Source organism: Sphingomonas sp. NFR04 (assembly GCF_900114095.1).
GTDB lineage: Bacteria > Pseudomonadota > Alphaproteobacteria > Sphingomonadales > Sphingomonadaceae > Sphingomonas.
The window spans coordinates 199,165-217,588 of the sequence record NZ_FORV01000004.1 but is presented as its reverse complement, the minus strand read 5'-3'; the positions used below and the strand labels follow the sequence as shown (position 1 = coordinate 217,588).

Here is an 18,424-nt window from a genome sequence, read left to right as displayed (position 1 = left end):
GCCGTATATCGGGAACGATGATGTCCGTGACCAACGCCAATCCCGCACTGCCCGCCGATTGGCGTGATTTCCTTGCCCTCACCAAGCCCCGGGTGATGACGCTGGTCGTCTTCACCGGGCTGTGCGGCATGCTGGCTGCCCCAGTGCCGATCCACCCGGTGCTCGGCTTCACCGCGATCCTGTGCATCGCGCTGGGGGCGGGCGCGGCGGGCGCGCTCAACCAATGGTATGAGGCAGACCTCGACGCCAAGATGAAGCGGACGCAAGGCCGCCCGCTGCCTGCCGGCCGGATGGACCGGCAATCGGCGCTGCATTTCGGCGTGGGCCTCGCGGTCTTCAGCCTGGTGCTGATGTATGTCGCGATCAACCTCGTCGCGACGCTGATCCTCGCCGTCTCGATCCTGTTCTACGTGTTCGTCTACACGATCTGGCTCAAGCGCCGGACGCCGCAGAACATCGTCATCGGCGGCGCGGCCGGCGCCTTCCCGCCGCTGATCGGCTGGGCGGCGGCGACCGGCAATGTCGCAACGCTGCCGCTGCTCCTGTTCGCGCTGATCTTCCTGTGGACCCCGCCGCATTTCTGGGCGCTCGCGCTGTTCGTGAAGACCGATTACGCCAATGCCGGCGTACCGATGCTGCCGGTCGTCGCGGGCGAGCGCACGACGCGCATCCAGATCGGCCTCTACACGCTGCCGATGATCGCCGCCGCCGCCGCGCCCTGGCCGCTGGGGCTTGCCGGCATGATCTACGGCCTCACCGCCGCGGTGATGTCGGGCATCTTCCTCGCCATGGCGATCCAGGTCGCGACCCGCCGCACCGAGCCGGAAGACCGTATGATCCCGGAAAAGCGGCTGTTCAAATTCTCGATATTGTATCTGTTCGTGCTATTCGGTGCGCTCGTGATCGACGGGTGGATCGGATGAACGATTCCCGCGGAGAGGATGTGATTCGAATGCCCACATCGGAACTGGAGCTGATCCGCGCGCGCCAGCGATCGCGCGCCCGGGTGATGGCGCTGCTGCTCGGCGGGTTCGTCGTGCTGGTGTTCGCGATCTCGATCGTGAAGATGAAGATCGGTCACGGCGGGTGAGGATCAGCCGCAACCTGCGGGTCGGCCTGTTGGGTGCCGTGCTGGTGTGCGGCATGACCGGGCTCGGCTTCGCGGCGGTGCCGCTCTACCGCATCTTCTGCGAGGCGACCGGCCTCAACGGCACGACCCAGCGCGGGCTGCGCGCGCCGGGCGCGACCGGCCAGAAGATCACCATCGCGTTCGACAGCAATGTCAGCCCCAAGCTGCCCTGGAAGTTCGCGCCCGAGCGCCGTGCCGACACCATCGACATCGGCGGCCGCGACATGGCGTTCTTCACGGCGACCAACACGTCCAATCACCCGATCACCGGCACCGCGACGTTCAACGTCACGCCCGCGCAGGTCGGCAAATATTTCACCAAGATCCAGTGCTTCTGCTTCACCCAGCAGACGCTGCAGCCGGGCCAGACCGTCCGCATGCCGGTGATCTTCTTCGTCGACCCGAAAATCCTGAAGGATCCCGACGCGCGCGATGTCCAGGAGATCACGCTCTCCTATACATTTTATCCAGTGGATTCGCCGAAGACACCAAGCTAGCATCGCGCCAAATAGAGAGAGGATTGGGATACGCCCATGGCTGGAGCAAAGAACCACCAGTATCATATCCTGCCGCCGAGCATCTGGCCGCTGCTGGGCTCGCTCGGCGCCGTGATCCTCGCCTCCGGCGGCGTGATGTGGATGCACAAATATCCCAACGGCACGCTGGTGCTCACCACCGGCTTCCTGCTGGTGCTGCTCACCATGTTCGGTTGGTGGGGCAAGGTGATCCAGGAGGCGCATGCCGGCGATCACACGCCGATCGTCCAGCTCCATCTGCGCTACGGCATGATCCTGTTCATCGCTTCCGAAGTGATGTTCTTCGTCGGCTGGTTCTGGGCCTGGTTCGATTTCTCGCTCTTCCCCTCCACCGTCGAGGCGGTCGGCGGCACCTGGCCGCCCAAGGGCATGGAAGTGCTCGACGCCTGGCAGTTCCCGCTGCTCAACACACTGATCCTGCTCTGCTCGGGCTGTACCGTCACCTGGGCGCACCACGGGCTGATCCACAATGAGCGCGGCGGCGAACTGCGCGGAATCTGGGGCCTGATCGGCGTCGGCGAGAACGATACGGTGAAGAAGGGCCTTTGGCTCACCGTGATCCTCGGCTTCACCTTCAGCTGCTTCCAGGCCTATGAGTATATGGAGGCCCCCTTCCCCTTCAAGGCGGCAAGCGAGCATGGCTCCAGCTATGGCGGCGCCTTCTTCATGGCGACGGGCTTCCACGGCTTCCACGTGATCGTCGGCACGATCTTCCTGATCGTGAACCTGGTGCGCGCCTATCGCGGCGACTTCACCCCCCGCCAACATTTCGGCTTCGAGGCGGCGGCCTGGTACTGGCACTTCGTCGACGTCGTCTGGCTGTTCCTGTTCGCGTCGATCTATGTCTGGGGCGGTTGGGGCGCGCCGGTCCACGCCGGCTGACGTGACCGAGACCACACCCGATCCCGAAGGGGGCGGCAGCGCTGCGTTGCCGCCCCCGATCGCATCCGGCCTCCAGGGCTGCTGTCCGCGCTGCGGTGCCAGGACGCTGTTCCGCAGCTTCACCGCCTTTGCCGAACGCTGCTCGGCCTGCGGGCTCGACTTCACCAGGTTCAACGTCGGCGACGGGCCGGTGGTATTCCTCACCCTCGGCATCGGCGCGCTGGTGACGGTGCTGGCGCTGTGGCTCGAGTTCAGCCTGTCCCCGCCCTTCTGGGTGCATCTGCTGGTCTGGCCACCGGTCACGCTGGCGATGGTAGTGGGGTCGCTGCGGGTGGCGAAGGGGCTGCTGCTCGCGCTCGAATATCGCAACCGGGCCCATGAGGGCCGGATCGCCGGGGACTGAGATGCGCCGCGTGCCGCCGATCCCCACCCTGCTCGTCGGCCTTGCGGTAGCCGCGATGATCGCGCTCGGTTTCTGGCAGCTCGACCGAAAGACGCAGAAAGAGAGCGCGCTGGCGATGTTCGCCGCCAACACGCTGCAACCGACGATCACGATCGAGAGCGGCGCGGCCGACGCCTCGCTGCTGTTCCGCCACGCCCGCTCGGCCTGTCAGGCGGTGACCGGCTGGGTGCGCCAGGGCGGCCGCGGGGTGCAGGGCCTGCAGGGCTGGCGGCAGATCGCCACCTGCCGCACCCATGCCGACGCGACGCTGCTGGTCGACATGGGGGTGACCCGCGACCCGATGTTCCGCCCGCGCTGGCCCGGCGGGATCGTCAGCGGCACCCTCACGCGCGCGCCGGATCATCGTCCGCTGATCGCGAGCGTGTTCGATTCCGCGCCGCAGCCGCTGATGCTGGTGTCGGATCAGGGCGCGCCGGGGCTCCAGCCCAGCGCCCCGCCCGACATCGCCAGCGTGCCCAACAACCATCTCGCCTATGCGGTGCAGTGGTTCCTGTTCGCCGGCGTCGCGATCATCATCTATGTCCTAGCCTTGCGGCTGCGCGCGCGCGGGGCGCCCGAGCCGCGAATCCGCTAGTCCCCGACTGTCCGTTGCAGGCTACGCACCGCCACGGAGACGGGTGGACGCGGCCGCACCGCGCGCTAAGGGTGGGGCAAGGCAAGCGAACCTTGGAGCGGCATGCATGAACGATCAGGTTTCCCAGGGCTATGGCGCAGTCGCCGCGACTGCCGAGACCGGCTGGCTGACTACCTCCTTCATTCTCATCGCGCTGGGTGCGGCGCTGGCGGTGTTCATCCTGATCTGGGGTGCCCGGCTGGCGATCCGCCGACGCAAGGCGCGCGAGGAGCTGGACCAGCGCGGCGAACTCGAAGTCGTCGATCCGGCCAAGCCGATCGAACCGGTGTCGGAAATCCCCGAGGCTCCCCAAGCGCCGGCCCCCACGCCCGAGCCCGGCCCGCTCGCCGACGAGCCGATCGCGGCCGCGGCGCCGGTCGCCGCCCCGTCGGCCGCGCTCGCCGCGGACACCAATGCCGAGCCGGCGCCCGCTGAACCGGCGCCTGTCGAACCCACGCCCGCTGCGGGCGGCGACGATCTCACCCGGCTGAAGGGCATCGGCCCCAAGCTGGCGGCCCGTCTCAACGAACTCGGCATCACCCGCTTCGCGCAGCTCGCCGCGCTCGATGAGGCCAGCGCGCGGGCGCTCGACGCCCAGCTCGGCAGCTTCCAGGGCCGCATGACCCGCGATCGCTGGACCGAGCAGGCCCGCTTCCTCGCCGCGGGCGATACTGCTGGCTATGAAGCGGTGTTCGGCAAGCTTTGAGCACGGATTGATCCTCCCCCGCCAGGGGGAGGTGGGCCGCGCAGCGGCTCGGAGGGGGAGGTTGCCAGAACCTCGCGAGCGGCAGGAATCCTCCCCCTCCGTCGCCTTCGGCGCCACCTCCCCCTAGCGGGGGAGGATTGGATTCACCGCCCGATGGCCCTTATCGCTTCAGAATATCCAGCGCCGCGGCGGTCAGCGCCTCGGTGGCGGTGCTGACCACCGCCTCGGCATCGGGCGCCCATTCGGCGCTGTGGAGCGAGGGCAGCATCGCCTTGCCGCCCTGCGCCGCATCCCATTTGGCCTGGGGCACGCCGCCCACCCAGAAGATCGTGCTCTGGATGCTCTTGTCGGCGAGCCAGTAGCGGCTGAAATCCTCGCCGCCCATCACCGCCTTGGTCTCCACCACCCGGTCCTTGCCGAAGCGTGCGGTGAACAGCCCCTGCAGCCGCCCGGCGAGCGGCTGTGTGTTGAACGTCGCGGGGGTAAATTCGTCCTTTACCGACACCACCGGCATCCGGTCCTCGGGCACGCCCGCTGCGATCGCCTCGCCCTTGGCGATACGGGCGATGCCGTCGAGCAGCTGCTGGCGCGATTCGGGGGTGAAGCTGCGCACGGTGAGCAGCATCGTCACGTCGTTGCCGATGATGTTGTGCTTCGATCCGCCATGGATCGCACCAACGGTGACCACCGCCGGCTGCTGCGGATCCATCTCGCGGCTGACCAGCGTCTGCAGCGTGGTGACGATCCGCGCGGCCAGCACGATCGGGTCGCGGGTGGTGTGCGGATAGGCGCCGTGGCCGCCCACCCCCTTCACCACGATATCGACCGAATCGACATTGGCCAGCGCATAGCCCGGCGTCACGCCGATCTGCCCGGCGGGCAGGCTGGCGCTGTCGTGGAAAGCGATCGCATAGGCGGGCTTGGGGAAGCGGGTGAACAGCCCGTCGTCGAGCATCGCCTTGGCGCCGCGCCCGCGCTCCTCGGCCGGCTGGGCGATCATCACGACGGTGCCGTGCCAGCGATCCTTCATCGCGGCGAGGTTGCGCAGCGTGCCGACCCAGCTCGCCATGTGCGTGTCGTGGCCGCAGGCGTGCATCACGCCACTCTCGATCCCTTCGTCGGTCGTGGCGCGGACCTTGGAGGCGAAGGGCAGTCCGGTATTCTCGACCACCGGCAGCCCGTCCATGTCGGCGCGGATCAGCACCACCGGGCCCGCACCGTTGCGCAGCACCGCGACCACGCCGGTGCCCCCCACCTTCTCGGTCACGTCATAGCCCGCCTCGCGCGCGGCGGCGGCAAGCTTGGCGGCGGTCTGCACCTCGTGCAGGCTGAGTTCGGGATGGGCGTGGAGGTCCCGGTAGAGCGCCATCAGCTGCGGCATCGCCTTGGCCGTGGCATCGCGCACCGGATCGGCGGTGGCCGCGGCGGAAGGCGCGCCGAGGCTCATCGCCCCGGCCAACAGGAAAGACGTGAACATCGGGCCCCCTTTTCGATCATGGGCCCGAGTGTCACGCCTGCCCGCCCGCCTGTCAAACCGCAGGCACGATCTCGATCACGTCGACCTTCGATTCGAACGCCGGATAGGGCAGCACCAGCCGCCAGCGCTGGTCGCCGATCCGCTCGCCATAGCCGATCAGGTCGCGCTTGTTGTCGAGCCCGTAGCGGAGCGGCGCGCTGTCATCCCCCACCTCCAGCGTGCCGAGGAAGGTCACGCGGGCGGTCACGTCGGGGAAGAAATTGCCGTCGGGCCGCTGGACGCCGCCTTCGATGCGGAAGTGGCGCAGGTCGCCGTCCGCGGTGATCGGGCAGGGCCGCCAGTCATAGGTGACGATCGCGGTCACCGCCGTGCCGCCGCCGCCGAGCTTGAAGGTGCGGCAGCGATAGGCGCCGGCCGGCGGCATCGCGGTGTCCAGCGCCCGATCGGGATCGAACAGCGCGGGATCGCCCTCGATCAGCTTCACATCGGCGGCGCGGGCGAGCGGCAGCGCCTCGCTCCACGCCTTGCGCCAGTTGCGCAGCTTGGTGCGATCGACGTCGGTCGCGATCCGGCGCCAGGGGAGACGCGTGTCCATCCCCGGCGAGGTCGCCTCATGATAGGCGTTGCAACCGGCCAGCGCCGCGCCCAGGCCCAAGGCAACCAGAGTGCGCAGCATCATTCGGCGGTCCACCCGCCGTCGATCGAATAGTTCGAGCCGGTGATCTGCGCCGCTTCGTCGCGGCACAGGAACAGGACCAGCGCCGCCACCTGCTCGGGCTGGACGAACTGCTTGGTCGGCTGGGCATCGAGCAACACGTCGTTGATCACCTGGTCGCGCGTCATGTTCCGCGTCTTCATCGTGTCGGGGATCTGGTTCTCGACCAGCGGGGTCCAGACATAGCCCGGCGAGATGCAGTTCACCGTGATGCCGTGCGTCGCCACTTCCAGCGCCGCCGTCTTGGTGAGGCCGGCCAGCCCGTGCTTGGCGGTGACATAGGCCGACTTGTTGGGGCTGGCGACCAGGCTGTGCGCGCTGGCGGTGGAGATGATCCGGCCCCATTTCCGCTGCTTCATGCCCGGGATCGCCGCGCGCATCAGGTGGAAGGTGGAGCTGAGGTTGATCGCGAGGATCGCATCCCATTTGTCGATCGGGAATTCGTCGATTGGCGCGACATGCTGGATGCCGGCATTGGCAATCGCGATGTCGACCGCGCCGAATTCGGCCTCGGCGCGCGCCACCATCGCCGCGATCTGGTCGGGCTTGGTCATGTCGGCGGCGTCGTACAGCGCCTTGCCGCCGCTGGTCTCGGCCAGCGCGGCGCGTTCCTTCTCGATGGCGGCGGCGTCGCCGAAGCCGTTGATCAGCACATTGGCACCCTCGGCGGCGAGCGCCTTGGCATAGGCCAGGCCGATGCCCGAGGTGGAACCGGTGATGATCGCGGACTTGCCCTTGAGGAACATCGGCATACTCCTTTGAGTCTTTTAGCGGGGGGTGAGGTCGAACGCGGCGGTGTCGCCGTCAAGGATGTTCTGTGCGATGAGGCGGGAATTCGCCATCGTGTTGGCCACTGCGATCCGCCCTGCCTCCCAATGCTCGCGCATCGTGCGGGTGGAGAATTCGTAATCGCGCGAATCGCCTTCCCACAACTTGGCGCGGTAGATCAGCTGGACGATGTTGACCGGATATTCGGTCACCAGCTCGCGCACCGCCTTCACCTCGGGTTCGTCGGCGATATGGTCCGGCAGCTTTTCGAGCAGCCGCCGCACCGTCTCGCGCGCGTTGCGCAGCCGCAGCCGCTCGTCGGAGATCGCGCGGGTGCGGCTGGAATAGCGGATTTCCTTCTCGCGGCCGAGCACGTCGGTCATCGTTCGCGGCAGCTCGTTGGCGGCGGGGAAGAGATCGACCTGGAAGACGAGCATCTCGGCCTCCTGCCGATCGAGGACATGGGTGAGCGGGGTGTTGGAGACGAGGCCCCCGTCCCAATACCAGCAGCCGTCGATCTCGACCGGCGGCAGCCCCGGCGGCAACGCACCAGAGGCCATGATGTGCCGCGCGTCGATGCGTTCGTCGCGCGTATCGAAATAGCGGAAATTGCCGCTCTGGATGTTGACCGCCCCCACCGACAGGCGGACCGGCCCGTTGTTGAGCAGATCCCAGTCGACCAGCCGGTCCAGCGTCTCGCGTAGCGGCGTGGTGTCGTAATAGCTCAGCGCGCCGGGTGTACCGGGCGCGGCGAAGATCGGCGGGATCGGGCGCGGGCGGAAAAAGCCCGGCACACCGCCCAGCATCACCGCGCCGGCCGACCAGGCATGGGCGATCTCGCGCGCCTGATCGTTGAGTGAGGGCAGGAATTCGGGCAGCGCCGAGGTTACCTGGTCCCAGAAGGCGTGGATCGCCTCCAGTCGCCGCTGGGGCGGGTTGCCGGCGAACAAGGCGGCGTTGACCGCGCCGATCGAGATGCCCGCCACCCAATCGATCTCGATCTCGGCCGCGGCGAGCTCCTCGATCACGCCTGCCTGGAAGCTGCCGAGCGCGCCGCCTCCCTGCAGCACGAGGGCGACGGTGTCGGGCAGCGGCATCCCGGGTGCGGCATGGCGGCGACGGCGGGGCGGGCGGGACTCAGCATCAGCCATGCACCGGGTCTGACCCAAAGCATGCTGCGGAGCAATACGAGTGCCGTTAGTGGCGCGGCTAACCGCGTGAGAAGCACGTGCAACGCACACGCGACTGAAGCATTGTGACGGCAATCGAACAAAAGGGGAGGCCCGATGCGGCTCGACGATCTGGATCCGACCGACAACGCGCAGGACCTCGGCTCCGGCGGCGGTGGCGGCGGTGGCTTTCCGCTGCTGGGGCTGCTGCCGATGTTCCTCAGCCGCGGCATGGGCTGCGGCGGCATCGTGCTGGTGGGCATCATCGCGTTGGTGATGTTCGGCCTCGGCGGCGGCGGCGGCATGCTGGGCCAGAGCGGTGGCGGCAGCGCCGGGCGCTCGCCCACCGCAGGCCAGTCCGGCCAGCAGGTGTGCCGGGTGAACGAGCGTCGGCTGGAAGCCTGCCGGGTAATGCGCAGCACCGACGACACCTGGGGCAAGATCTTCCAGGAGATGGGCCGCAACGACTATCGCCCCGCGACGATCAAGTTCTTCCAGGGCGGCGCGAACACCGGCTGCGGCGCGGCGACCTCGGCGGTGGGCCCCTTCTATTGCCCGAGCGACAAGGGCGTGTATATCGACACGAGCTTCTTCGACGAGCTGCAGAACCGCTTCGGCGCCAAGGGGGACTTCGCCCGCGACTATGTGATCGCGCACGAGATGGGCCACCACATCCAGGACCTGCTCGGCACCTCGACCGAAGTCTCGCAGGCGCAGGCGCGCGGCTCCAAAACCGAGGGCAACCGCCTTTCGGTCAAGCTGGAGCTGCAGGCGGACTGCTTTGCCGGTGTCTGGGCCGCGCGCAACCGCGACCGGCTGGAGCCGGGCGATATCGAGGAAGGCATGACCGCGGCCAACGCGATCGGCGACGACACGCTGCAGAAGGAGGCACAGGGCAGCGTGGTGCCGGACAGCTTCACCCACGGCACCTCGGCGCAGCGCATGGCGTGGCTCAAGCGCGGCATGGAGACCGGCGACCCGCGCCAGTGCGACACCTTCAACACCGCGCTCTGATCGTTACTTGACGTCAACCCTTGGCCGCTATTGGATGGCGGCCAAGGGGGACCATCATGCAGGAACAGGGCGAGCGCGGCGCGTTCGAATTTTACGGCTCGTGGCGCGAATACGCCCCGATCGCCTTCACCAATCTGCTGCTGACCATCGTAACGCTCGGCGTCTACAACTTCTGGGGTCGCGCGCGGACCCGGCGCTATCTGTGGAGCCAGACGCGCTTTATCGACGATCGGCTCGAATGGACCGGGACCGGGCGCGAATTGATGCTCGGCTATGTCGTGGTGATGGCGCTGGTGTTTGCGCCAGTCGCGGGTCTCAACCTGCTGATCGGTGCGCTGGCGATGCGGGGAACGTCTTCGGGTGCCGCTGCTGCCGGCCTCCTCTTCCTCCTGCTCTACCTGTTCCTGTTCATGCTGGGCGGCGTCGCGATCTTCCGCGCGCTGCGCTACCGGCTCAGCCGCACCTTTTGGCACGGCATCCGCGGCGGCAGCGACGACCAGGGATTTCGCTACGGCCTGTCCTATATGTGGCGGACGATGCTCGGCAGCTTCGCCTTCGGCCTGCTGGTGCCCTGGGCGCTGGTGTCGCTGTGGAACAAGCGCTGGAACGCGATGAGCTTCGGCCCCTATCCGTTTCGTGCCGGTGCCAACACCGACGGGCTGATGGGGCGCTATCTGCTATTCTACCTTGTCCCGATCGTGCTGCTGATCGCGGCCATCGCCTTCGCGGTCGTCGCGACGCTGGGTGCGCACCGCCAGCCGGGCGAAGCGGCGATCGGGATGCCGACGAGTTTTGGCTTCCTCCTCGCCTTTGCCGCCTTCTACCTGGTGTTCTTCGTGGTGATGGGCCTGATCGCCCTCTATTTCTATTCCGCCTATTTCCGGCAGGTGATCGCCGGGCTGACGCTCGGGAATCTGGAGTTCGGGTTCACCGCACGCACCCGCGACTGGCTGACCTTCATGCTCGGCAACATCGCCTTGGTGGTGTGCACGCTGGGCATCGGCTCGATCTTCCTGAGCTATCGCAGCTGGGCGTTCTTCGTCCGCCACATCGAAGCCTATGGCTCGCTCGATCTCGATCAGTTCACGCAGTCGACCACGCGCGCGCCCGGCCAGGGCGAGGGACTGTTCGACAGCCTCGACATGGGCGCGTTCTGAGGGAGAACCGACGGTGGAAACCCGGGTCTGGCATTATGATGGCCGCAGCGGCGAACGGCGCATGCCCGCGCTCGTCCCGAGCGCCGACGAGCGGCGGTTCACCCTGCAGGGCGACGGCGCCGATCCGGGCCCCTATGCCTTCGCCGATCTGGAGCCGCACGGCACTTCGCACCACGAGCGCGCCTTCGGGCTGAAGGGCCGGCCGGGCTGGCGGATCACCTTCCTCGAATTTCCACCCTCCGAAATCGCGGTGCAGTTGCCCAAGCCGGCGCGCTACGGCGCCTGGATCGATCGCTTCGGGCTGTGGCGCTCCGCTGGCGTGCTCGCCATCCTTGCGGTGCTGGTCGTCGCCTTCACGCTCAAGCTGCCGCCGCTGCTCGCGCGGCTGGTCCCGCAATCGGTCGAGCAGCGCATGGGGCGGCTGATCGTCGGCAATCTCGGCACCTATGCCTGCTCGAGCCCGCAGGGCGACGCGGCGCTGAAGGCGCTCGGCGCGCGGCTGCGCCAGGACGGCGACGTGACGATCCGCGTCGTTCACGCGCCGATGATCAACGCCGTCGCCTTTCCAGGCGGGCAGGTGGTGCTGTTCGACGGGCTGATCCAGAATGCCAGGTCGCCGGACGAGGTGGCGGGGGTGCTGGCGCACGAGCTCGGCCACGTCGCCCACCGCGACGGGATGGAGGCGCTGATCCGCCAATATGGCCTGCGGCTGCTGCTCGGCGGGTTCGACGGCAATATCAGTGGTTATGGCAACGCCCTGCTCAATGCCCGCTATTCGCGCAAGGCCGAGGCGGGGGCGGACGGCTATGCGATCGGGCGGCTGCAGGCCGCCAACATCTCGCCGCTGCCCACCGCCGGATTGTTCGCGCGGCTGGCGAGGCAGGACGGGGAGCCTGGCAATGCCGCGGTGCTGATGACCTATCTTTCCTCGCACCCGCTATCCAGGTCGCGCGAGCAGGCGTTCCAGGCGAGTGCGAAGCCAGGTGCCGCCTATGCGCCCGCGCTCAGCCCCGGCCAGTGGCAGGCGCTGCGGGCGATGTGCGGCGACCGCCCGGCAAACGCGTTTTAGGCGCCCAGTCTCAGGCGAGCGCGCCGATCAGCTTGCCGGCAAGGACCGACAGGCCCGACACGGCGATCGCCGCGCCGAAGACGAGCTGGCTGCTGGGAACGAACCGGCGGACCGGGAGGGCGATGGCTTTCTCGACTTTGCTCATGACGCCTATGTGCTCCTTGCCTGGGCCGATGTCCTACGATCAATCCCGATGGGAGTAATCGGTTCCGTCGCTGGCGGCGAAAGACGGGAGGCGCTACACCGCCTGCCATGACCCTGCTCGCCCATCACCACACGCCCGGCGCCTCCCCCACCATCATCTTCCTGCCCGGCTATCGCTCCGACATGCAGGGATCGAAGGTACTCGCGATGGAGGCCTGGGCCCGCGACCGCGGCCAGGCGTTCCTGCGCTTCGACTATGCCGGCTGCGGCGAAAGCCCGGGCGATTTCGAGGACCAGACGCTGGCGAGCTGGCGCGACGACGCGTTGGGCATGATCCACACCGTGGTGGAAGGTCCGGTGGTGCTGGTCGGCTCGTCGATGGGCGGCTGGCTGATGCTGCTGGTGGCCAGGGCCCGGCCCGAGCGCGTGGTCGGCATGGTCGGCATCGCCGCCGCGCCCGATTTCACTCGCTGGGGCTTTACCGATGCCGAGAAGGCGACCCTCGTCAAGGAGGGCCGGCTCGAACAGCCGAGCGACTATGGGCCCGAGCCGATGGTGACCACCCTGAACTTCTGGACCTCGGGCGAGGCGAACCTGGTACTGGAGGCGCCGATCGGCTTTGACGGCCCGGTGCGCCTGCTCCAGGGCCAGCGCGACGCCGAGGTGCCGTGGGAACTGGCGCTGCGGCTCGCCGACACGCTTCGTTCAGACGATGTGCAGGTAACGCTGGTCAAGGGCGGTGACCACCGCCTGTCGCGCGACGCCGACATCCGCCTGCTGCTCCGCGCTACCGAGGACGTATTGATCGCATGCTCTTCCCCCTCCTCCTGCTGATCGCCCAGCAGCAGCCCCCCGCCGCCATTGCGCCCAAGTCCGGTCCGGTGCTGCGCGACGCCGAGCGCGCCCGCGCCGCCGCCGCCAAGGCCGCCGCGCCGGTGCCCGCGGGCGAGCCGCCGCGCTTCACCAAGTGCATGGACCTCGCCACGGGCGATCCCGGCGCGGCGATCGACGAGGCGGTGAAATGGGGCACCGACAAGGGCGGCATGTTCGCCCGCCAGTGCCTCGCCGTCGCCTATACCAACCAGGGCCGCTGGGACTCGGCCGCAGCCGCCTTCGAGGAAGCCGCGGGCGAGGCAGAAACGGCGAAGGACGGTCCCCGCGCCGCAGTCTACTGGACCCAGGCGGGCAATGCCTGGCTCGCCGCCAAGAAGCCGCCCAAGGCACGCGCCGCGATCAATGCCGCGCTTGCCAGCGGCCAGCTGAAGGGGCTGGCGCTGGGCGAGGCCTATCTCGACCGCGCCCGCGCCGCCGTCGCCTCGGGGGAAAATGACGGCGCCCGCGCCGATATCGACGTGGCCATCGCAAAAGCCGGCGACGATCCGCTCGCCTGGCTGCTCTCGGCGACGCTCGCCCGGCGGATGAACGACCTGCCGCGCGCGCAGAAGGACATTGCCGAAGCGGTGCAGCGCGCCGGCGACGACGCTGCGGTCCAGCTCGAGGCCGGCAACATCGCCGCCGCGAGCGGGGACGAGGCGGGTGCCAAGGCCGCCTGGAACAAGGTGGTCGCCGCCGCACCGAGCAGCCCGCAGGCGACCGCCGCCCGCGCCGCGCTTGCCCAGTTCGACGCGGCGCCGGCCAAGTAGCGGTGGAACCCGGCGCGGGGCGCCCCTATCTGGCAGGCAGAGACAAGCCAGGGAGTGCCCCGTGAAGTTCCTCCACACCATGATCCGCGTCACCGACCCGGACGCGACGATGAAATTCTTCGAGCTGCTGGGCCTCAAGGAAACCCATCGCATCACCAGCGAGAAGGGCCGCTTCACGCTAATCTACCTCGCCAGCGATGCCGATATCGATCCGGAAACCGGCCGCGGCCGCGCCGAGGTGGAACTGACCCACAACTGGGATCCGGAGGAATATTCGGGCGGTCGCAACTTCGGCCACCTCGCCTTCCAGGTCGACGATATCTACGAGACCTGCCAGCGGCTGCAGGATGCCGGGGTGACGATCAACCGCCCGCCGCGCGACGGCCACATGGCGTTCGTCCGCACGCCCGACAAGATCTCGATCGAGCTGCTCCAGAACGGCAGCCTGCCCCCGCAGGAGCCCTGGGCGTCGATGCCGAACACCGGCGAGTGGTGAGGCCATGACCGCGCTCCGGATCGTTCGCGTCCCCGCCTTTACCGACAATTACATCTGGCTCGTCCACGATCCCGCGTCGGCCGAGACGATCGTGGTCGATCCGGGCGACGCCGCGCCGGTGCTGGCGGCGCTGACCGAACAGGGCTGGCAGCTCTCGGCGATCTGGAACACCCATTGGCACCCGGATCACACCGGCGGCAACGCCGCGCTCAAGGCGGCGACCGGCTGCACCGTGATCGCACCGGCGGCCGAAGCGGCGAAGATCCCCACCGCCGACCGGCTGGTCGGCGAGGGCGACACGGTGGCGATCGGCGGCCATCTCGCGACGGTGCTGGAAGTCCCGGCCCATACCGCCGGGCACATCGCCTATCATTTTGCCGAGGACGCGCTGGCCTTTGTTGGCGACACGCTGTTCGCGATGGGCTGCGGGCGACTGTTCGAGGGTACCGCCGAGCAGATGTTCGCCGCGATGCAGCGTTTCGCGGCGATGCCGGACGACACCATCGTCTATTGCGCGCACGAATACACGCTTTCGAACGCCCGCTATGCGCTGGTGGCGGAGCCGGACAATGCCGCGATCGGCGATCGCTTGGGCGAAATCGAGCGGCTGCGCGCCGCGGGCGAGGCGACCGTGCCGACCACGATCGCCGCCGAACGCGCGACCAACCCCTTTCTCCGCGCCACCGATGCGCGCATGCTCGCCGAACGCCGCGCCGCGAAGGATAGTTTTGCCGGTTGAGTCGTAGGTACGGCGAGGAGAGAGACGATGCGCTTCGCCATCATCACCATCGGCGCGGCTGTGCTCGCCGGTTGCACCCAGAATGCCGACTATCAGGCCCAGCGCGATGCCCAGGCGCGTCGGGAACTCGCCAGCGCGCTCGGCGACCGGGTGCCCGGCAAGCCGCAGGACTGCATCGACCCCGGCTTCACCGACGGACCGCAGATCATCGATACGCGGACGCTGGTCTACCGTCAGGGCGCGCGGCTCTACCGCAACGATCTCGTCTCCGAATGCCCCTCGCTGGCGCCGCTGAGCACGGTGATCGTCGAGATCCGCGGCAGCCAGCTCTGCCGCAACGACCAGTTCCGCGTGGTGACGCCGGGGATGAGCATCCCGGGTGCCTATTGCCGGCTGGGGAAGTTCACGCCGTACACGCGAGCGAAGGGCGGGTAAGCCCCTCCCCTTTAGGGGAGGGGTTTGGGGTGGGGCAGTGTCTCACCGAGACCAACCTGCGTTCTGGAATCCCTCCACCCCCAACCCCTCCTCCAAGGAGGAGGGGCTTAGTATTGATGCCTCACAGCACGTACCGGCTCAGATCCGTATTCCGCGCCACGCTGGCCAGCTGCTGGTCGACATAGGCCGCATCGATCACCACGGCGCTGCCGCTGCGGTCCTCGGCCTCGAAGCTGACTTCCTCGAGCAGCTTCTCCATCACCGTCTGCAGGCGGCGGGCGCCGATATTCTCGACCTCGGCATTCACCTCGGCGGCGATCTTGGCCACCGCGCGGATGCCGTCCTCGGTGAAGTCGATCGACACGCCTTCGGTGCCGAGCAATGCAGCGTACTGCCGCACCAGGCTCGCCTTGGTGTCGGAGAGGATCGCGACGAAATCCTCCTCGGTCAGCGCCTTGAGCTCGACGCGGATCGGCAGGCGGCCCTGCAGCTCGGGCAGCAGGTCGCTCGGCTTGGCGACATGGAAGGCGCCGCTCGCGATGAATAGGATATGGTCCGTCTTCATCGGCCCGTATTTGGTCGCGACCGTGGTGCCTTCGATCAGCGGCAGCAGGTCGCGCTGCACGCCCTCGCGGCTCACCGAACCGCCGCGCACGTCGGACACGGCGATCTTGTCGATCTCGTCGAGGAAGACGATCCCGTTGGCCTCCGCATCGGCCAGCGCCACCCGGCTCACCTCGTCCTGGTCGAGCCGCTTGTCGGCCTCTTCCTCGACGAGCTTTTCCCAGGCGGAGCGGACGTTGAGCTTGCGCCGCTTGAGCGGGGCGCCGGTCAGGCCCTTCATCATTTCCGACAGGTTGATCATCTGCGGCGCACCGCCGGGAATGTCGAACGGCATCTGCGGCGCCTGCTCCACCTCGATCTCGACTTCGGTATTGTCGAGCAGGCCTTCGTTGAAGCGCTGCTTGAACGCCTCGCGGGTCGCGGTGCTCGAATCCTTGCCGGTCAGCGCGTCGAGCAGCCGGCCCATCGCCGCTTCCTCGGCTTTGTCCTTCACCGCGGAGCGGCGGCGCTCCTTCTCGAGCCGGATCGCTTCCTCGACCAGATCGCGGGCGATCTGCTCGACGTCGCGGCCGACATAGCCGACCTCGGTGAACTTGGTCGCTTCCACCTTCACGAAGGGCGCATCGGCCAGCTTGGCGAGGCGGCGGCTGATCTCGGTCTTGCCGCAGCCGGTGGGCCCGATCATCAGGATGTTCTTCGGCGTTACCTCGTCGCGGAGGTCGGCCGAGAGCTGCTGCCGGCGCCAGCGGTTGCGCAGCGCCACGGCGACGGCCTTCTTGGCGTCCTTCTGGCCGATGATGTGCGCGTCGAGCGCGGCGACGATCGTCTTGGGGGTGAGATTCTGGTTCATTTGCTACTCATTCCCCTCCCGCTTGCGGGAGGGGCTAGGGGTGGGCGCCCGCCATCCGCGAGCGGTGTCTTTGGAGGAGAGCGAGCGCCCACCCCCGGCCCCTCCCGCACGCGGGAGGGGAGAAAATGTCAGGCGGCGCTTTCCAGCGTCTCCACGGTCAGCCGGTCGTTGGTGTAGACGCACAGCTCGCCGGCGATCGCCATCGCCTTGCGGGCGACCACTTCGGCATCGGGTTCGTACTCGATCAGCGCGCGCGCCGCGGACAGCGCGAAATTGCCGCCCGAGCCGATCGACGCGACGATGCCATGCTCGTGCGCCTCGGGCTCGAGCACGTCGCCATTGCCGGTGATCACCAGCGTCACGTCCTTGTCGGCGACGAGCAGCATGGCTTCCAGGTTGCGGAGATATTTGTCGGTCCGCCAGTCCTTGGCGAGTTCCACCGCCGCGCGCAGCAACTGGCCGTGGTGGCGCTCAAGCTTGGCCTCGAGCCGCTCGAACAGGGTGAAGGCATCGGCGGTGGCGCCGGCAAAGCCCGCGATCACCTTGCCGTCGCCCAAGGGGCGCACCTTGCGGGCGTTGGGCTTCATCACGGTGTTGCCGGCCGAAACCTGGCCGTCGCCCGCGATCACCACTTTTCCGGATTTGCGCACGGAGAGGATCGTCGTGCCGTGCCACGCGGTGTTCTTGTCGTTCATGGACGCGCATATGGGTGGCGGGTGCGGGCGTGCAAAGGGGGCGTTCCCCTAAGGCCGCGTCGCCGCAACGATCCAGCGATTTCAGGATTTCTTGGGTGTGGCTTGGTCGGGGCGACAGGATTCGAACCTGCGACCCCCACACCCCCAGTGTGATGCGCTACCAGGCTGCGCTACGCCCCGACCGAGGGTGCGCCCTGTATGCCGCTTGTGGGCAGGACGCAACCCCCAAAGCGCGGAAGCTCACCGATCCAGCGCTTCGAGGCCCATCGCGATCGCACCGAGCGGGCCCGCCATGTCGCCCAGCCCCGGCGGGCCGACGCGCGTGTCAAGCTCGGCGCAATAGCCCGCCAGCGCGCCATAGCCGTTGATGCTCGCCGCCACCTTCGCCCGCACCGCGCCGAACAGCTGCGGCCGCCGGGTCATGACGCCCCCGCCGATGGCGATCCGCTCGGGCGCCAGGCTGACGATCAGGTTGTGCAGCAGCGCGGCGAGGTCGTGGGCGAAATAGTCCCATTCGGGCGCGTCATCCGCCACGTCCTGCCCCGGCCGGCCGAATCGCGCCGCCAGCGCCGGGCCGGAGAGCAGCCCCTCGGCGCAGTCGCCATGATAGGGGCACCAGCCCGCGAAGCCGTCGCCGGGCGCACGGGCGGAGCGCATGTGCCCCGCCTCGCCATGCGCATAGCCCATGATGGGCCGGCCGTTAGCGACCAGCCCCACGCCCACGCCGGTGCCGATGGTGATATAGGCATGCGTCGACAGCCCCGCCGAAGCACCCCAGCGCGCCTCGGCCAGCGCCGCGCCGTTGACGTCGGTCTGGATCGCCAGCGGCTTGCCGTAGCGCGCGGAGAGGCGACGAGTGAGATCGGTGTCGTTCCAGCCCGGCTTGGTCGTCGCGATGATCGAGCCGAAATTGGGCCGCGCCGGGTTGAGCTCGATCGGGCCGAAGCTGGCGATGCCGATCGCATCGCAAGACCAGCCGTCGAGCACAGCCTCGATCGCGGCGAGTGTGGTCGCCGGATCGGTGGTCGGCACGACATGCTGTTCGCGCACGTCACCGGGGCCGCTGCCCAGGGTCGCGACGCATTTGGTGCCGCCCAGTTCGAGGCCGGCGATCGACAGGTTCGCAGTCATGCAACCGCGCTAGCGCCCCGCGCCGCGCG

23 protein-coding genes and 1 tRNA gene are annotated in these 18,424 nt (G+C 68.3%); 15 read left to right on the top strand and 9 right to left on the bottom strand.

All coding sequences use genetic code 11. The features are described from left to right. The first annotated feature begins 17 nt into the window (after positions 1 to 17). The 7 genes from BM009_RS13490 (at position 18) to BM009_RS13465 (ending at position 4,329) form a co-directional block, all read left to right on the top strand. Positions 18 to 923: a heme o synthase gene (locus BM009_RS13490; protein ID WP_093296957.1), complete on the top strand. Its 906-nt coding sequence runs from the start codon at positions 18 to 20 to the stop codon at positions 921 to 923. A gap of 29 nt (positions 924 to 952) precedes the next feature. Continuing rightward, on the top strand, positions 953 to 1,090 hold the full coding sequence (locus tag BM009_RS22635) for a hypothetical protein (protein ID WP_175488000.1): 138 nt from the start codon (positions 953 to 955) through the stop codon (positions 1,088 to 1,090). Beyond that, positions 1,087 to 1,626 carry a cytochrome c oxidase assembly protein gene (locus tag BM009_RS13485; protein WP_093296955.1) on the top strand — a complete coding sequence of 180 codons (540 nt, stop codon included), beginning with the start codon at positions 1,087 to 1,089 and terminating at the stop codon, positions 1,624 to 1,626. Before BM009_RS22635 ends, BM009_RS13485 begins: the two co-directional genes overlap by 4 nt. A 36-nt stretch (positions 1,627 to 1,662) precedes the next feature. Further along, positions 1,663 to 2,547 carry a cytochrome c oxidase subunit 3 gene (locus BM009_RS13480; protein WP_093296953.1) on the top strand — a complete coding sequence of 295 codons (885 nt, stop codon included), beginning with the start codon at positions 1,663 to 1,665 and terminating at the stop codon, positions 2,545 to 2,547. Position 2,548: 1 nt separating this feature from the next. After that, entirely contained in the window at positions 2,549 to 2,950 is a 402-nt protein-coding gene (locus BM009_RS13475; protein ID WP_254772283.1) for a DUF983 domain-containing protein, read from the top strand. Position 2,951: 1 nt separating this feature from the next. Continuing rightward, on the top strand, positions 2,952 to 3,584 hold the full coding sequence (locus tag BM009_RS13470; RefSeq protein WP_093296950.1) for an SURF1 family protein: 633 nt from the start codon (positions 2,952 to 2,954) through the stop codon (positions 3,582 to 3,584). Positions 3,585 to 3,690: 106 nt separating this feature from the next. Further along, complete coding sequence (locus tag BM009_RS13465) at positions 3,691 to 4,329, top strand: hypothetical protein (protein ID WP_093296948.1); 639 nt, start codon at positions 3,691 to 3,693, stop codon at positions 4,327 to 4,329. A gap of 160 nt (positions 4,330 to 4,489) precedes the next feature. Here BM009_RS13465 and BM009_RS13460 read toward each other — a convergent pair whose 3' ends face one another. From BM009_RS13460 to BM009_RS13445, 4 genes are all read right to left on the bottom strand, one after another. After that, positions 4,490 to 5,776 (bottom strand): amidohydrolase, encoded by a 1,287-nt coding sequence (locus BM009_RS13460; RefSeq protein WP_254772299.1) that lies wholly within the window; start codon positions 5,774 to 5,776, stop codon positions 4,490 to 4,492. 82 nt (positions 5,777 to 5,858) lie between these two features. Further along, positions 5,859 to 6,485, bottom strand: a complete 627-nt coding sequence (locus BM009_RS13455; RefSeq protein ID WP_093296945.1) for a DUF4893 domain-containing protein — start codon at positions 6,483 to 6,485, stop codon at positions 5,859 to 5,861. Continuing rightward, on the bottom strand, positions 6,482 to 7,267 hold the full coding sequence (locus BM009_RS13450) for a 3-hydroxybutyrate dehydrogenase (protein WP_093297342.1): 786 nt from the start codon (positions 7,265 to 7,267) through the stop codon (positions 6,482 to 6,484). Before BM009_RS13450 ends, BM009_RS13455 begins: the two co-directional genes overlap by 4 nt. A 21-nt stretch (positions 7,268 to 7,288) precedes the next feature. Next, the gene (locus tag BM009_RS13445; protein WP_093296943.1) at positions 7,289 to 8,440 is read right to left on the bottom strand and encodes a patatin-like phospholipase family protein; all 1,152 of its coding nucleotides are present in this window, start codon (positions 8,438 to 8,440) and stop codon (positions 7,289 to 7,291) included. 135 nt (positions 8,441 to 8,575) lie between these two features. On the opposite strand from BM009_RS13445, the gene BM009_RS13440 reads away from it, so the two are divergent. The 3 genes from BM009_RS13440 to BM009_RS13430 are packed head-to-tail and all read left to right on the top strand — an operon-like array spanning position 8,576 to position 11,698. Continuing rightward, positions 8,576 to 9,472 carry a KPN_02809 family neutral zinc metallopeptidase gene (locus BM009_RS13440; protein ID WP_093296941.1) on the top strand — a complete coding sequence of 299 codons (897 nt, stop codon included), beginning with the start codon at positions 8,576 to 8,578 and terminating at the stop codon, positions 9,470 to 9,472. A gap of 56 nt (positions 9,473 to 9,528) precedes the next feature. After that, positions 9,529 to 10,629, top strand: a complete 1,101-nt coding sequence (locus BM009_RS13435; protein WP_093296940.1) for a YjgN family protein — start codon at positions 9,529 to 9,531, stop codon at positions 10,627 to 10,629. Positions 10,630 to 10,642: 13 nt separating this feature from the next. Beyond that, on the top strand, positions 10,643 to 11,698 hold the full coding sequence (locus tag BM009_RS13430; RefSeq protein ID WP_093296938.1) for a M48 family metallopeptidase: 1,056 nt from the start codon (positions 10,643 to 10,645) through the stop codon (positions 11,696 to 11,698). 10 nt (positions 11,699 to 11,708) lie between these two features. Here BM009_RS13430 and BM009_RS23155 read toward each other — a convergent pair whose 3' ends face one another. Continuing rightward, positions 11,709 to 11,843: a hypothetical protein gene (locus tag BM009_RS23155; RefSeq protein WP_294253107.1), complete on the bottom strand. Its 135-nt coding sequence runs from the start codon at positions 11,841 to 11,843 to the stop codon at positions 11,709 to 11,711. 107 nt (positions 11,844 to 11,950) lie between these two features. On the opposite strand from BM009_RS23155, the gene BM009_RS13425 reads away from it, so the two are divergent. The 5 genes from BM009_RS13425 (at position 11,951) to BM009_RS13405 (ending at position 15,155) form a co-directional block, all read left to right on the top strand. After that, positions 11,951 to 12,676 (top strand): alpha/beta hydrolase, encoded by a 726-nt coding sequence (locus BM009_RS13425; protein ID WP_093296936.1) that lies wholly within the window; start codon positions 11,951 to 11,953, stop codon positions 12,674 to 12,676. Further along, positions 12,652 to 13,485, top strand: coding sequence for a tetratricopeptide repeat protein (locus BM009_RS13420; protein WP_093296935.1), 834 nt, complete (start codon positions 12,652 to 12,654; stop codon positions 13,483 to 13,485). Before BM009_RS13425 ends, BM009_RS13420 begins: the two co-directional genes overlap by 25 nt. A gap of 61 nt (positions 13,486 to 13,546) precedes the next feature. Continuing rightward, positions 13,547 to 13,981, top strand: coding sequence for a VOC family protein (locus tag BM009_RS13415; protein WP_093296933.1), 435 nt, complete (start codon positions 13,547 to 13,549; stop codon positions 13,979 to 13,981). Between the two features lie 4 nt (positions 13,982 to 13,985). Further along, positions 13,986 to 14,720, top strand: coding sequence for a hydroxyacylglutathione hydrolase (gloB, locus tag BM009_RS13410; RefSeq protein WP_093296932.1), 735 nt, complete (start codon positions 13,986 to 13,988; stop codon positions 14,718 to 14,720). 27 nt (positions 14,721 to 14,747) lie between these two features. After that, entirely contained in the window at positions 14,748 to 15,155 is a 408-nt protein-coding gene (locus BM009_RS13405) for a hypothetical protein (protein WP_093296930.1), read from the top strand. Between the two features lie 121 nt (positions 15,156 to 15,276). Here BM009_RS13405 and hslU read toward each other — a convergent pair whose 3' ends face one another. From hslU to BM009_RS13385, 4 genes are all read right to left on the bottom strand, one after another. Next, complete coding sequence (gene hslU, locus BM009_RS13400; protein WP_093296929.1) at positions 15,277 to 16,569, bottom strand: ATP-dependent protease ATPase subunit HslU; 1,293 nt, start codon at positions 16,567 to 16,569, stop codon at positions 15,277 to 15,279. A gap of 128 nt (positions 16,570 to 16,697) precedes the next feature. Next, positions 16,698 to 17,264 carry an ATP-dependent protease subunit HslV gene (gene hslV, locus BM009_RS13395; protein WP_093296927.1) on the bottom strand — a complete coding sequence of 189 codons (567 nt, stop codon included), beginning with the start codon at positions 17,262 to 17,264 and terminating at the stop codon, positions 16,698 to 16,700. Between the two features lie 103 nt (positions 17,265 to 17,367). Beyond that, a tRNA-Pro gene (locus BM009_RS13390) sits at positions 17,368 to 17,444 on the bottom strand. A 60-nt stretch (positions 17,445 to 17,504) separates the two neighbouring features. Then, the gene (locus BM009_RS13385; RefSeq protein WP_093296926.1) at positions 17,505 to 18,395 is read right to left on the bottom strand and encodes an ROK family protein; all 891 of its coding nucleotides are present in this window, start codon (positions 18,393 to 18,395) and stop codon (positions 17,505 to 17,507) included. Between the last annotated feature and the right edge of the window lie 29 nt (positions 18,396 to 18,424).

Coding starts and splice junctions, on each gene's coding strand:
- BM009_RS13465 (WP_093296948.1), top strand. CDS start 3,691: ATGAACGATCAGGTTTCCCAGGGCTATGGCGCAGTCGCCGCGACTGCC.
- BM009_RS13420 (WP_093296935.1), top strand. CDS start 12,652: ATGCTCTTCCCCCTCCTCCTGCTGATCGCCCAGCAGCAGCCCCCCGCC.
- gloB (WP_093296932.1), top strand. CDS start 13,986: ATGACCGCGCTCCGGATCGTTCGCGTCCCCGCCTTTACCGACAATTAC.
- BM009_RS13455 (WP_093296945.1), bottom strand. CDS start 6,485: ATGATGCTGCGCACTCTGGTTGCCTTGGGCCTGGGCGCGGCGCTGGCC.
- BM009_RS13480 (WP_093296953.1), top strand. CDS start 1,663: ATGGCTGGAGCAAAGAACCACCAGTATCATATCCTGCCGCCGAGCATC.
- hslU (WP_093296929.1), bottom strand. CDS start 16,569: ATGAACCAGAATCTCACCCCCAAGACGATCGTCGCCGCGCTCGACGCG.
- BM009_RS13425 (WP_093296936.1), top strand. CDS start 11,951: ATGACCCTGCTCGCCCATCACCACACGCCCGGCGCCTCCCCCACCATC.
- BM009_RS13490 (WP_093296957.1), top strand. CDS start 18: ATGATGTCCGTGACCAACGCCAATCCCGCACTGCCCGCCGATTGGCGT.
- BM009_RS13440 (WP_093296941.1), top strand. CDS start 8,576: ATGCGGCTCGACGATCTGGATCCGACCGACAACGCGCAGGACCTCGGC.
- BM009_RS13385 (WP_093296926.1), bottom strand. CDS start 18,395: ATGACTGCGAACCTGTCGATCGCCGGCCTCGAACTGGGCGGCACCAAA.
- BM009_RS13460 (WP_254772299.1), bottom strand. CDS start 5,776: ATGAGCCTCGGCGCGCCTTCCGCCGCGGCCACCGCCGATCCGGTGCGC.
- hslV (WP_093296927.1), bottom strand. CDS start 17,264: ATGAACGACAAGAACACCGCGTGGCACGGCACGACGATCCTCTCCGTG.
- BM009_RS13405 (WP_093296930.1), top strand. CDS start 14,748: ATGCGCTTCGCCATCATCACCATCGGCGCGGCTGTGCTCGCCGGTTGC.
- BM009_RS13435 (WP_093296940.1), top strand. CDS start 9,529: ATGCAGGAACAGGGCGAGCGCGGCGCGTTCGAATTTTACGGCTCGTGG.
- BM009_RS23155 (WP_294253107.1), bottom strand. CDS start 11,843: ATGAGCAAAGTCGAGAAAGCCATCGCCCTCCCGGTCCGCCGGTTCGTT.
- BM009_RS13445 (WP_093296943.1), bottom strand. CDS start 8,440: ATGGCTGATGCTGAGTCCCGCCCGCCCCGCCGTCGCCGCCATGCCGCA.
- BM009_RS13470 (WP_093296950.1), top strand. CDS start 2,952: ATGCGCCGCGTGCCGCCGATCCCCACCCTGCTCGTCGGCCTTGCGGTA.
- BM009_RS13450 (WP_093297342.1), bottom strand. CDS start 7,267: ATGTTCCTCAAGGGCAAGTCCGCGATCATCACCGGTTCCACCTCGGGC.
- BM009_RS22635 (WP_175488000.1), top strand. CDS start 953: ATGCCCACATCGGAACTGGAGCTGATCCGCGCGCGCCAGCGATCGCGC.